The organism is Pseudomonas sp. C32, assembly GCF_030417915.1.
Classification (GTDB): domain Bacteria; phylum Pseudomonadota; class Gammaproteobacteria; order Pseudomonadales; family Pseudomonadaceae; genus Aquipseudomonas.
The window spans coordinates 1-12,247 of record NZ_JAUHUK010000016.1 but is presented as its reverse complement, the minus strand read 5'-3'; the positions used below and the strand labels follow the sequence as shown (position 1 = coordinate 12,247).

Here is a 12,247-nt window from a genome sequence, read left to right as displayed (position 1 = left end):
GCGTGACCGTCAGAACTCGATGCGCACATCCCCCTTCGGCACGCTGCAGCACGACAGGATGTACCCTTCGGCTTCGTCTTCCTCGGTGATCCCGCCGTTGTGCTCCATCTCTACCTCGCCGCCGAGCTTGAGCACCTTGCAGGTCCCGCAGATCCCCATGCCGCAAGCTTTCGGGATCAATAGACCGACCTTGGCCGCCGCCGCATGCACGGTCTCGCCCGGCACCACGCGAATGCTCTTGCCGGACGCGGTGAACTCCACCTGATGCAAATCAGCCGCATCGACTTCCGGCGCATCGGCCGCTTGTTCGGCTTGCTCTACTGCATCGGCACGAGCCTCCGGTGGTGTCGCACCGAAGGATTCCTCGTGGTAACGCTTCATGTCGTAGCCAGCGTTTTCCAGCAGGCGCTTGACCGCGTGCATGTACGGCGTCGGGCCGCAGCAGAACACTTCACGCTCGAGGAAGTCCGGAACCATCAGTTCCAGCATCTTGTGGTTCAGGTAGCCGCGATAACCGGCCCAAGGCTCGCCCAGGCCGTGTTTCTCGCAGATCAGGTGCAGGCTGAAGTTGTCGATCCGCGACGCCATGTGCTCCAGCTCGCGGTGATAGATGATGTCTTTCGGCGAGCGGGCGCTGTGGATAAACGTCATGTCGACGTTGGCGTTGGTGTCGTAGAACCAGCGTGCCATCGACATGCACGGCGTGATCCCGACGCCGCCGCTGAGGTACAGCACTTTCGGGCTCGGGAAATCCATGGCATTGAACAGCCCGACCGGGCCGTGTACCGCCAGCTCCTGGCCTTCGTGCAGGGTATCGTGCAACCAGTTGGAAACCCGACCGCCGGGCACACGCTTGATGGTCACCGAAAAGCTGTAGGGTACCGATGGCGAGCTGGAAATGGTGTACGAGCGCATGATCGGCTCGCCTTCGATTTCCAGCTCCAGGGTGACGAATTGCCCCGGCTTGAAAAAGAACATGATCGGCTGGTCGGCCATGAAGCAGAAGGTGCGCACGTCCCAGGTTTCCTGGATGACTTTGACGCAACGGACGATGTGTCGACCATTGGCCCAGGTCTGGGTGGTTACCGGGTTCAGGAAGGTGTTGGACATGCTGATCTCCACGGCCGACTGTCGGCCTTCATGTTGGCGATTCTGCGTATAGCGCGAACCAGCCGTTTACCTATCTGCGACATTGACATGCTTATCGCGACCAGCCCCCAACGACCGGGGGTTGCGCGTCGGGAACAGATTGCATCATGTCGCCCATGGATAAGGTTCTGGCCTGCGCCGGCCCCACACTCGCTTCAACAGAGAACTGCTGTTTTTTGTCTTGCGTCGCACAACCGTAGCCACATTTCGCCGGCCACACAGAATGGCCATGAGGACTGAATCGATGGACGTCACTACTACCCTGAGCCTGGGCGATCCGCTGGAACCCGCACGCAAGGCCACCGCGCAAATGCTGCAAGAACGCGAGCGTACGTTCTCGCTGCCGCAGCCGTTCTACTCTGACGAGCGCCTGTTTGATATCGACATGCAGGAAATCTTTCAGAAAGAGTGGTTGATCGCCGGCATGACCTGCGAAATCCCTACCAAGGGCAACTACCTTACCCTGCAAGTCGGCAAGAACCCGATCATCGTGATCCGTGGCGCCGAGGGTGTGGTGCATGCGTTCCATAACGTCTGCCGCCACCGTGGCTCGCGCCTGTGCACCAGCGAAAAGGGCAAGGTCGCCAAACTGGTCTGCCACTACCACCAGTGGACCTACGAACTCGACGGCCGCCTGCTGTTCGCCGGCACCGAAATGGGCGCCGACTTCGACATGAAGCAGTACGGCCTCAAACCGGTGAACGTGAAAACCGCCGGCGGCTACATCTTCATCAGCCTGGCGGAGAACCCGCCGGCCATCGATGACTTCCTGTCGACGCTCAGCCATTACATGGAACCGTACGACATGGAGAACACCAAGGTGGCGATCACCACCACCTTGATGGAAAAGGCCAACTGGAAACTGGTGCTGGAAAACAACCGCGAGTGCTACCACTGCAACGCGTCGCACCCGGAATTGTTGAAAACGCTGCTGGAATGGGACGACGTCACCGATCCACGCGCCGACCAGGCCTTCAAGGACCACGTCGCCGCCTCCGCCGCGGCCTGGGACGCCGAGAAGATCCCATACGCCCACGCGAGCTTCGGCCTGCGTAACCGCATCGTGCGCATGCCGCTGCTCAAGGGCACCGTGTCGATGACCCTGGACGGCAAGCAGGGCTGCGCCAAACTCATGGGCCGCATCAAGAACCCGGACCTGGGCTCGATGCGCATCCTGCACCTGCCGCACTCCTGGAACCACTGCATGGGCGACCACATCATCGTGTTCACCGTGTGGCCGATCAGCGCCCAGGAAACCATGGTCACCACCAAGTGGATCGTGCACAAGGACGCGGTCGAGGGCGTGGATTATGACGTGGACCGCATGCGCCAGGTCTGGGACGCCACCAACGACCAGGACCGTCGCCTGGCCGAAGAGAACCAGCGCGGGATCAACTCCACCGCCTACCAGCCGGGGCCTTACTCCAAGACTTATGAGTTCGGTGTGGTGAACTTTGTGGACTGGTACAGCGAACGCCTGCTGAGCAACCTGGGGGCCGAGCCTGCGCCGTATCTCAAAGGTGTGCCCGTCCAAGGCTGATTCCACTGCCCCTGTAGGAGCGAGCCTGCTCGCGATGGACCTGAGAACGCCGCGGGGTGTCAGGTTGCCAACGTTATCGTTGACGTCCATCGCGAGCAAGCTTGCTCCTGCAGGTGTTTAGAACTGTACGAAATATGATCTATTCCCTTCCGCGCTATACAGTCCGAGCCTCTCAGCCTTCCGCAAACAAGTTATCCACACCTCCACCCACAGCAAATGGGGACAAGTGTGGACACTCTGAAAACTTTCTCCACAAAAACCAAAGAAAATCCGTGACTTATTCAGAACCAGGGTTTTCAGTGGCGACTGATCATATTTTGACCAACTCTTTGCAGGCCACGTAAACCGTGGCCTGTGGCGTATGGCAAACACCTTATCCACAGAAAGGCCAACAGACTTTGGGGGCAACTTACTCGATGCTGTGGAAAACCGCTGAAAGCCGCGGTTTTTCGGCTTCCGGGCGTTGATTGACGATTCAAAATGAGGTTTCGATCATTTATTGATCAAACGCTTGAACGCCGCGTTTTACAAGGGCTTCAGCGTTAAGCAAACATCTTATCCACAGAAGCGCCAACAGAGATTGGGGGCAAGTCTGCATCAACGTCAGCACTTATCCCCTTGAAAAAGCTTGGAAAAAACACCAACAAGGCTGGTTGTTTTTTGAACGACGCCTCGTAAGGCTTGATTTGTATGGGGTGTAGCGAAGGGCGAACACGTTATCCACAGAACCACCAACAGGGATTGTGGGTAAACATCAACGTTTGGATTTTATTGAGGCATGAACCCTCGAAGACGCTCAAGGGCTGTGCATAAGATAGGCGTCACCGATGACACGGATCATTGGGTGGGGGGTAACCTGGCAGGTTATCCATTACACAGGTAGGAGCTGCCGCAGGCTGCTCCTACACAAAGCGTCAGCGAACAACGCCTTCTTCAATCAGCAGCTTGAGAATGGCTTCAGCGCCAGCTTGCGCCGTAACGCCTTTGAGCACTTGTCCCCCTCCGCCACTGGCTTTCGCCGTTGCGGCTTTCATCCGGTCGGCACCGCTTTTGGCCTTGATTACTTTCAAGCGTTTCGGCCGAGGTTTGGCCGGTTGCAAGGTGGCAACCGCCAGCAATTCATCATCGATGACCTCGACGTCCTGTGCTTGCAGCACGCCGCGTCGAGCCGGGCCGTAAGCACTTTGCCGAGGCTTGGGCGCTGCGTTATCCACAGTCGCCAGAAACGGCAGTCGCACTTTCAATCGACGCCGCTGGCCACGGGGCAAGGCTTGCAGCACCAGCGCCGAACCGCCATCGATGGACTCGACCTGCGCCAGTCCCACCACCAGCGGCCAGCCGAGGCTTTCGGCCAACAGGAACGGCAACATCCCCGAACCTTCACCGGTTTCCGCCTGGCTGCCGGTCAGCACCACTTGAGCGCCCGCGTCGCGCAAATAGTCGGTCAGCGCTGGCAGCGCATCAGCGCCTTCCGGTTGTTCAAGTACGTGAAGTTGTTCAAGGCCCATGCCCAGATAGGCACGCAGCGCAGGTTCGGCGATGTCGCCGGCATGCAGCACTTGCAGGTTATCCCCAGCCAGTTGCAGGCCCAGTTCCACCGCCCGCGCATCCTGTTCTGCGCGCCGTGGCCGACCGGACGTCGGGTGGGCGCCGATGGACACCAGGCTGATGATTTTCGTGCTCATAACCCTTTCCTTCCCTTAAGCCGCATCGCGCTTGGCGTCGTTGCGGTAGGCCTCTACCGCCTCGATCAAGGCTTGAAGAATCTCGGCGCTCTCGCCGATCACCGACAGGTCGGCCCGTTTGATCATGTCGCAGCCGGGGTCGAGGTTGATGGCCACCACCTTGTCGCAGGCACCGATGCCTTGCAGGTGCTGGATCGCCCCGGAGATCCCCACCGCCACGTAGACCCGTGCGGTGACCCAAGTGCCGGATGCGCCGACCTGACGGTCACGGGCCATGAAGCCATCGTCCACCGCCACGCGGGACGCGCCTTCGGTGGCGCCCAGCGCAGCTGCGGTCTGGTGGAACAACTGCCAATCCTTGACCCCGTTACCGCCGGAGAAAATGAACTCGGCCTCGGCCATGGGAATCGCTGCCGGGTCTACCGCTACCGCGCCCAGATCCTCGATGCGCGACAGACTGCGCGCGACGGTTGTGGATAACTCCACCGGCAAGGATTCGTGACGGGTTTCGCTGACCGGTTCGGCGCATTCGACGGCGGCCAGGATCAGGCGTGCAAGCGGACGGGCCAGGTCTTGCAAACCCGCACCAGCGCGGCCGATGCACGCCTGATCCTTGACCTGCCAGACCCGAGTGGCCGGGCGCTGACCCAATGCCGCAGCAAAGCGCCGACCCAATTCACCGCCACCGCTGCGGCTGTCCGGCAGCAACCAGTGACGCGGGTTGAACTGGTTATCCACAGCCCGCAGGCCCTGGACTCGCTGTTCCGGTGCATAACCGCTGAATTCTTCGCCATCCAGCACCAGCAAGCGATCGACGCCTGCAGTGGCGAACGTGGTTTCCTTGTGCTCGCCAAACACCACGGCCAGCACCGCGCCGTCGCTGCCGGCCAGTTGATGAGCCAGGCCCAACAGATCGCGGTCGTGGCTGCTCAAGCGGCCGCCGACCATGTCCGGCACCACGCAGATGTAGAACGCCGGTGCTGGCACTTGATGCAGCGGCAATTGCACCTCAACGGCGGCGGTGCGCTTGGTGGCGCCACCCTGTTGTTCGCCACTTCGGTCGATCCGTTTGATGCCGTTGGGGCCGATGAAACCCATCCCATGCGGGTTCTTGCGGATGACGCCGTTGGGTCCCATCCAGCTGTGTTGCGCCGGTTGCATGGCCGCGTGCAGCGGATGCAGACGGTTACGGGCGATCCATTCGGCACGGGGGTCGCGGCGGATAATGTCGCTCATCAGTGCACCTCCGCAGGTTCACGTTGGGCTGGTGCAGCCGGTTTGCTCGACGCGGCATCTTCGAGCAACGCGTCGGCCACCAGCTCGGCGATGTCCTTGATCAGCGGGCGGGGCTCGACCACACCTTCGAGCATCGCCGTGCATTGTGGACAACCCACCGCCACCAGTTCGGCGCCGGTCTCGCGGATGTCTTCCATGCGCATGTCGGGAATCCGTTGCTTGCCCGGAATATCAGTGATCGGCGCCCCGCCGCCGCCGCCGCAGCAGCGCGAACGGAAACCGGAACGTTGCATCTCTTTGACTTCGATCCCGAGCGCACGCAACACCTGACGCGGCGCCTCGTATTCGCCGTTGTAGCGGCCGAGGTAGCACGGGTCGTGATAGGTCACGCTGTCGCCTTTGTGCTGGCCGAGGTTCAGCGCGCCGGCCTGGATGATTTCCGCCATGTAGGTGCTGTGGTGCTGCACCAGGTAGTTGCCATCGAAGGCGCCGTACTCGTTTTTCAGCACGTGAAAGCTGTGCGGATCGCAGGTGACGATGCGATTGAAGCTGTACTTGGCCAGGGTCTGGATGTTGCGTTTAGCCAATAGCTGGAAGGTTGCTTCGTCGCCCAGGCGCCGGGCCACGTCACCGCTGTCGCGCTCTTCGAGGCCGAGCATGGCGAAGTCGATTTTCGCCGCCTTGAGCACTTTGACGAAGGCACGCAGGGTGCGTTGGTTGCGCATGTCGAAGGCGCCGTCGCCGACCCAGAACAACACGTCAGTGGATTTCTTCTCGCTCAGCAGATTGAGGTTCAAGTCCGCCGCCCAGTTCATCCGCCCGCCCGGCGCAAAACCGCCCGGATTGTCGGTGGCGATCAGGTTTTCCAGGACCTCGGCGCCCTTGTTCGGTGTCGCGCCTTTTTCCAGGGTCAGATGGCGGCGCATGTCGACGATGGCATCGACGTGCTCGATCATCATCGGGCATTCCTCGACGCAAGCGCGGCAGGTCGTGCACGACCACAAGGTCTCGGCGTCCACCAGACCGTTGACGATCGGTTGATGCGGGCTCCCTGAATGCTCGCCAATGGCCTTGCCCGGATACGGACTGCCGGCGAACTTCGCGTCGGTGCCGCCAGCCAGGCCGACGACCATGTCTTGAATCAGTTTTTTCGGGTTCAGTGGTTGGCCGGCGGCGAAGGCCGGGCATGCTGCTTCGCATTTACCGCACTGCACGCAGGCGTCGAAACCGAGCAACTGGTTCCAGGTGAAATCCTTGGGTTTTTCCACGCCCAAAGGCGCGGTCGGGTCGTTCAGGTCCAGTGGTTTCAAACCGGTGGAACGACCACCACCAAAGCGTTCGGCGCGACGGTGCCAGGCCAGGTGCAGCGCACCGGCGAAGGCGTGCTTCATCGGACCGCCCCAGGTCATGCCGAAGAACAGTTCCGACACGCCCCACAACACGCCAACCCCGAGAATCGCAGCCACCAGCCAGCCACCGAAGTTTTCCGGCAGGATCCCGGCCACCGGCAAGGTCAACAGGAAGAAGGAGGCCGAGAACGCCAGCAGGCTTTTCGGTAGGCGCATCCACGGGCCTTTCGACAGACGCGACGGAGGGTTGCGGCGACGCAGGTAAACAAAGATCGCGCCGACGAACATCACCGCCGTCATCAGCAGCAACGCGTAGCCGAGGATGCGGTTATGCAGGCCGAAACCGTGCACCAGAATCGCCAGCACGATGGACGCCACCGCACCGCCCGCCGTGGCGACGTGGGTGTTGGCGATGTACTTGTCCCGCGCCACCACGTGATGCAAATCGACCATGTAACGCTTGGGCATGGCGAACAGGCCGCCGATCAGGTCGACCTTCGAGGCCCGGCCCCGGCGCCACATGGCCACCCGCCGCAACGCGCCGAGGACGCCAAGGGCCAGGGCTGCGAACAACAGGATTGGAAGAAGGGTGTTCAACATAGGTGTTGCTCCCACAAACCACGGAGTCATGCATCGATCTTGTAGGAGCCGGCTTGCTGGCGATTCAGACGACGCGGTGAATCAGGCAGACCGCGTTATCGTTCATCGCCAGCAAGCCGGCTCCTACAGGTGGCCGGCTTAGAAATCCTTGCACAGCCGCAGCGCGTCGTAGATCGCCGCATGCACGTTGCGCTGGGCCACGCAGTCGCCGATGCGGAACAGCAGGTAACCGTCACCACTCTGTTCCAGACACGGTTGCGGTTTGATCGCGAACAACGCCTCGACGTCGATCTGGCCTTTGTTGCGCGAGCCTTCCTTCAACGCGTAGTAGATTTCTTCGTCCGGACGCACGCCGTTTTCGATGACCACCTGATCGACGACCCGCTCCTCTTTGGCGCCGGTGTATTCGTTCTCCAGCACCGCCACCAACTTGTCGCCTTCGCGGTAGACCTTCTCCAGCATCATGTCGCCGGTCATGATCACTTCTTTCGGGTACATGCTGCGGTAGTAGGTCGGGAACGACGTACCGCCAATGGCCACGCCCGGCTTGATGTCGTCGGTGACGATCTCGACCTGGCTGCCCTTGTCCGCGATGAAGTCGGCAGTCGACATACCGGTGAATTCGCAAATGGTGTCGTAGACCAGCACGTTCTTGCCCGGCGCGACTTTGCCGTCGAGCACGTCCCAACTGCTGACCACCAAACCTTCAGCCGCGCCCCAGTGTTCGTTCTGCTCGATGAACGGATGACCGCCAACCGCCAGCACTACCACGTCTGGACGCAGGTCCATGATGGTCGGCGCATCCGCCGCTGTGCCCAGGCGCAGGTCGACTTTCAGGCGTGCCAGTTCCAGTTGATACCAGCGGGTGATACCGGCGATCTGGTCCCGTTGCGGCGCTTTCGAGGCGGTGGTGATCTGCCCGCCGATGAATTCTTTTTTCTCGAACAGTGTCACGTCGTGGCCGCGCTCGGCAGCAACGCGAGCGGCTTCCATCCCCGCAGGACCGGCGCCAACAACCACAACCTTGCGCTTCACACCGGTGGTTTTTTCGATGATGTGCGGCAGGCCCATGTATTCGCGAGACGTCGCAGCGTTTTGGATGCACAACACATCCAGACCTTGATACTGACGGTCGATGCAGTAGTTGGCGCCGACGCATTGTTTGATCTGGTCGATCTGGCCCATCTTGATCTTGGCGATCAGGTGCGGGTCGGCGATGTGGGCGCGGGTCATGCCGACCATGTCGACGTAACCGCCCTCCAGAATACGGGTGGCCTGGTTCGGGTCCTTGATGTTCTGCGCGTGCAGCACCGGGACCTTGACCACTTCCTTGATGCCGGCGGCCAGGTGCAGGAACGGCTCCGGTGGATAACTCATGTTGGGGATAACGTTGGCCAGGGTGTTGTGGGTGTCGCAACCCGAACCCACGACGCCGAGGAAATCGAGCATGCCGGTGTCGTCGTAATACTTGGCGATCTGCTTCATGTCCTCGTGGGACAAACCATCGGGGTGGAACTCGTCACCGCAGATGCGCATGCCCACGCAGAAATCGTCACCGACCTCGGCGCGTACCGCTTTCAAGACTTCCAGGCCGAACTTCATGCGGCCTTCGAAGGTGCCGCCCCACTCGTCGGTACGTTTGTTGACTCGCGGGCTCCAGAACTGGTCGATCATGTGCTGGTGCACGGCCGACAGTTCGACGCCGTCCAGGCCACCGGCCTTGGCGCGGCGTGCCGCTTGCGCGTAGTTGCCGATCACCCGCCAGATTTCTTCCGGCTCGATGGTCTTGCAGGTGGCACGGTGCACCGGCTCACGCACGCCCGAGGGCGACATCAGGGTTGGCCAGTTGAAGCCGTCCCAACGCGAGCGACGGCCCATATGGGTAATCTGGATCATGATCTTGGCGCCGTGCTTGTGCATGGCGTCGGCCAGATTCTGGAAGTGCGGGATGATGCGGTCGGTGGACAGGTTCACCGAACTCCACCACTCCTGCGGGCTGTCGATCGCCACCACGGACGAACCGCCGCAGATCGCCAGGCCGATCCCGCCCTTGGCCTTCTCTTCGTAATACTTGACGTACCGGTCGGTGGTCATGCCGCCGTCGGTCGCGTAGACCTCGGCGTGCGCGGTGCTGAGCACGCGGTTACGGATGGTCAGTTTGCCGATCTGGATCGGCTGGAACATTGCTTCGAAAGCCATGGCGGGTTCCTCGACTTACAACGGCTTGACGGTGAACAAGCCGTCGTCGTGGCCTTCTTCGGAGCCACCGTAGACTTGCTCGGCGACGGTGCGAATCTTGCTGCCACGGGCCTGGAGAATCTGATCCATCGCACCGGCAAACCAGCCAGTGAACATATAGTCGACCTTGCGCCCGACCTTGCCGTACACGTAGACGAACGCCGAGTGTTCGAGCTTGACGCTGGCGGTGCCTTTGTCGAGGTCGATGTCCTGGATCTTGAACAAGCCCCAGCCGCGTTGCGACAAGCGCTTCATGTAGTGCTCGAACACCGCGACGCCTTCCAGGCCATGGCATTCGGCTTCTTTTTCACACCAGTGCCAGGCGGATTTGTAGCCGGCCTTGTAGAGGATCTCGGCATAGGCTTCGGCGCCCAGCACTTCCTCGATGCCCATGTGATTGTTGACGAAAAAATGGCGCGGCACGTACAGCATCGGCAGGGCATCGGAGGTCCAGACACCGGTTTCGCTGTCGACTTCGATTGGCAATTGCGGGGCGATCTTGGCCATGGAAACTTAACTCCAGAAAATTCGTTGTGTTGCCTGCGGCGCGGACGGCCGCAGGAAAGGATTCAGAAGTGCGGCGGCTTACTCGCCCCAGACGTCCTTGAGGACATTGACCCAGTTCTCGCCCATGATCTTGCGCACCACGCGCTCGGAGTGGCCGCGCTTGAGCAGGGTCTCGGTCAGGTTCGGGAACTCGCCCACGGTACGGATGCCCAGCGGGTTGATGATCTTGCCGAAGCTGGTCAGGCGGCGGGCGTAGCCCTTGTCGTGGGTCAGGTATTCGAAGAAGTCCTGGCCATGGCCCTGGGTGAAATCTGTGCCGATGCCGATGGCGTCTTCGCCAACCAGGTTCATCACGTACTCGATGGCTTCGGCGTAATCGTCGATGGTCGAATCAATGCCCTTGGCCAGGAATGGCGCGAACATGGTCACGCCGACAAAACCGCCGTGGTCGGCAATGAACTTGAGTTCTTCATCGGACTTGTTGCGCGGGTGCTCTTTGAGCCCCGACGGCAGGCAGTGGGAGTAGCACACAGGTTTCTTCGATTCGAGGATGACTTCTTCGGAGGTCTTGGAACCGACGTGGGACAGGTCGCACATGACGCCAACCCGGTTCATCTCGGCGACGATTTCGCGACCGAAACCCGACAGGCCGCCATCACGTTCGTAGCAGCCGGTGCCGACCAGGTTCTGGGTGTTGTAGCACATCTGCACAATGCCGACGCCCAGCTGCTTGAACACCTCGACATAGCCGATCTGGTCCTCATAGGCGTGGGCATTCTGGAAGCCGAAGAGGATGCCGGTCTTGCCCAGTTCCTTGGCCTTGCGGATGTCGGCGGTGGTGCGCACCGGCATCACCAGATCGCCGTTCTCGCGAATCAGTTTCTGGCTGGCGGCGATGTTATTGACGGTGGCCTGAAAGCCCTCCCACACCGAAACGGTGCAGTTGGCCGCCGTCAAACCGCCCTTGCGCATGTCTTCGAACAGTTCACGGTTCCACTTGGCGATAATCAGCCCGTCGATAACGATGCTGTCGGCGTGCAATTCGGCTGGGCTCATCAGGCTGTCCCCTTATTAGCGATTCATGCGCCGAATCGTCTGCCGGCGCTTTGGGGCCAGCATATGCCTGCGCACCGGGGCAGCCGGGTGCAAAAACGACAGGGGAATTGCCGAAAGCGTCAATCCGCGACAAAGGGTCGTCGCCAGGCACAATCCGCGACCTGTTCAAGGCCGTCCGCTTGAGCCAGAATTCGTCGCATCACTGGAATAGAGCGGCGACCTCAATGAAATCCATCTTTCTGGCTTTGGCACTGATTGCGACCGGCGTACACGCAGCGGAGGAGTCCGACGACAACCCCTGCGACAAAGTCGAAAACGACATCCAGACCCTGGAATGCTCGGTCTTCAGCAAAACCACCGCCGAAGACCTGCTGAGCGAAAACCTCAAAAGCCTGAACGAGCGCATGCAGTCGCTCTACGGCAAGAACCCGTCGCAACTGACCGACATCACCGCCAGGATCAAGACCGCCCAGGCCCAATGGCTGAAAACCCGCGATGCCGATTGCGCCGTAGAAGCCTTTCCCGCCACGGCCGGCAGCAAAGCATTCACCATTGCGCAGAACGATTGCGTGGCGCGAATGAGTGACGAGCGGTCGGAGTTTTTGGAGTCGATTGGGCAGGAGTAAATACAAAGGATGGAAAACATGATGATCCCTCACGAAGTTGTCAGCCGCATTGTTGACGGAGCTCTACCGGTACGCGCATGGCGAGAACACTTGAACCTTACCCAAGATGAAGTAGCCAAACGCATGGGCATTTCTCAACCGGCCTTCGCCCAACAGGAAACAGTCGCCAAGCCCCGCAAAGCCACACGCGAAAAAATCGCCGCGGCGTTTGGCATCACCGCCAGTCAACTTGAGCTGTAAGCTGCACGCCATCAGCCAGTA

The 12,247-nt window shown here is 60.6% G+C and carries 9 protein-coding genes and 1 pseudogene; 3 read left to right on the top strand and 7 right to left on the bottom strand.

Annotated features, from left to right (window positions below; translation table 11 throughout):
* Nucleotides 1–9: 9 nt before the first annotated feature.
* Nucleotides 10–1,110: a glycine-betaine demethylase subunit GbcB gene (gene gbcB, locus QYH43_RS18595; RefSeq protein WP_095057484.1), complete on the bottom strand. Its 1,101-nt coding sequence runs from the start codon at nucleotides 1,108–1,110 to the stop codon at nucleotides 10–12.
* A gap of 283 nt (nucleotides 1,111–1,393) precedes the next feature.
* Between gbcB and gbcA the strand changes: the two genes are divergently transcribed.
* Nucleotides 1,394–2,689 carry a glycine-betaine demethylase subunit GbcA gene (gbcA, locus tag QYH43_RS18590; protein WP_053163079.1) on the top strand — a complete coding sequence of 432 codons (1,296 nt, stop codon included), beginning with the start codon at nucleotides 1,394–1,396 and terminating at the stop codon, nucleotides 2,687–2,689.
* 914 nt (nucleotides 2,690–3,603) lie between these two features.
* On the opposite strand, the gene QYH43_RS18585 is transcribed toward gbcA, so the two are convergent.
* The 6 genes from QYH43_RS18585 to QYH43_RS18560 all read right to left on the bottom strand — a co-directional run bounded on the left by QYH43_RS18585 (nucleotide 3,604) and on the right by QYH43_RS18560 (nucleotide 11,360).
* Nucleotides 3,604–4,374 (bottom strand): electron transfer flavoprotein subunit beta, encoded by a 771-nt coding sequence (locus QYH43_RS18585; RefSeq protein WP_301157760.1) that lies wholly within the window; start codon nucleotides 4,372–4,374, stop codon nucleotides 3,604–3,606.
* 15 nt (nucleotides 4,375–4,389) lie between these two features.
* A complete protein-coding gene (locus QYH43_RS18580; RefSeq protein WP_301157759.1) occupies nucleotides 4,390–5,610 on the bottom strand; it encodes an electron transfer flavoprotein subunit alpha/FixB family protein in 1,221 nt (406 codons plus the stop codon).
* Nucleotides 5,610–7,559 (bottom strand): dimethylglycine demethylation protein DgcB, encoded by a 1,950-nt coding sequence (dgcB, locus tag QYH43_RS18575; RefSeq protein WP_301157758.1) that lies wholly within the window; start codon nucleotides 7,557–7,559, stop codon nucleotides 5,610–5,612. Before dgcB ends, QYH43_RS18580 begins: the two co-directional genes overlap by 1 nt.
* Before the next feature lie 138 nt (nucleotides 7,560–7,697).
* Entirely contained in the window at nucleotides 7,698–9,758 is a 2,061-nt protein-coding gene (gene dgcA, locus QYH43_RS18570) for a dimethylglycine demethylation protein DgcA (protein ID WP_095057479.1), read from the bottom strand.
* 15 nt (nucleotides 9,759–9,773) lie between these two features.
* Entirely contained in the window at nucleotides 9,774–10,304 is a 531-nt protein-coding gene (locus QYH43_RS18565) for a DUF5943 domain-containing protein (protein ID WP_007947752.1), read from the bottom strand.
* A 78-nt stretch (nucleotides 10,305–10,382) separates the two neighbouring features.
* Nucleotides 10,383–11,360, bottom strand: a complete 978-nt coding sequence (locus tag QYH43_RS18560; RefSeq protein WP_301157757.1) for a dipeptidase — start codon at nucleotides 11,358–11,360, stop codon at nucleotides 10,383–10,385.
* 224 nt (nucleotides 11,361–11,584) lie between these two features.
* Here QYH43_RS18560 and QYH43_RS18555 point away from each other — a divergent pair, with 224 nt between their 5' ends.
* Both QYH43_RS18555 and QYH43_RS18550 read left to right on the top strand, forming a co-directional pair.
* The gene (locus QYH43_RS18555) at nucleotides 11,585–11,986 is read left to right on the top strand and encodes a lysozyme inhibitor LprI family protein (protein WP_095057476.1); all 402 of its coding nucleotides are present in this window, start codon (nucleotides 11,585–11,587) and stop codon (nucleotides 11,984–11,986) included.
* Between the two features lie 3 nt (nucleotides 11,987–11,989).
* Nucleotides 11,990–12,226, top strand: a pseudogene (locus QYH43_RS18550) (helix-turn-helix domain-containing protein); the annotation flags it as partial.
* Nucleotides 12,227–12,247 lie beyond the last annotated feature (21 nt).

Bases quoted from the DNA above. Each gene is read 5' to 3' on its own strand.
- gbcB (WP_095057484.1), bottom strand. From the start codon at position 1,110: ATGTCCAACACCTTCCTGAACCCGGTAACCACCCAGACCTGGGCCAAT.
- QYH43_RS18565 (WP_007947752.1), bottom strand. From the start codon at position 10,304: ATGGCCAAGATCGCCCCGCAATTGCCAATCGAAGTCGACAGCGAAACC.
- dgcA (WP_095057479.1), bottom strand. From the start codon at position 9,758: ATGGCTTTCGAAGCAATGTTCCAGCCGATCCAGATCGGCAAACTGACC.
- QYH43_RS18585 (WP_301157760.1), bottom strand. From the start codon at position 4,374: ATGAGCACGAAAATCATCAGCCTGGTGTCCATCGGCGCCCACCCGACG.
- dgcB (WP_301157758.1), bottom strand. From the start codon at position 7,559: ATGTTGAACACCCTTCTTCCAATCCTGTTGTTCGCAGCCCTGGCCCTT.
- QYH43_RS18560 (WP_301157757.1), bottom strand. From the start codon at position 11,360: ATGAGCCCAGCCGAATTGCACGCCGACAGCATCGTTATCGACGGGCTG.
- QYH43_RS18580 (WP_301157759.1), bottom strand. From the start codon at position 5,610: ATGAGCGACATTATCCGCCGCGACCCCCGTGCCGAATGGATCGCCCGT.
- gbcA (WP_053163079.1), top strand. From the start codon at position 1,394: ATGGACGTCACTACTACCCTGAGCCTGGGCGATCCGCTGGAACCCGCA.
- QYH43_RS18555 (WP_095057476.1), top strand. From the start codon at position 11,585: ATGAAATCCATCTTTCTGGCTTTGGCACTGATTGCGACCGGCGTACAC.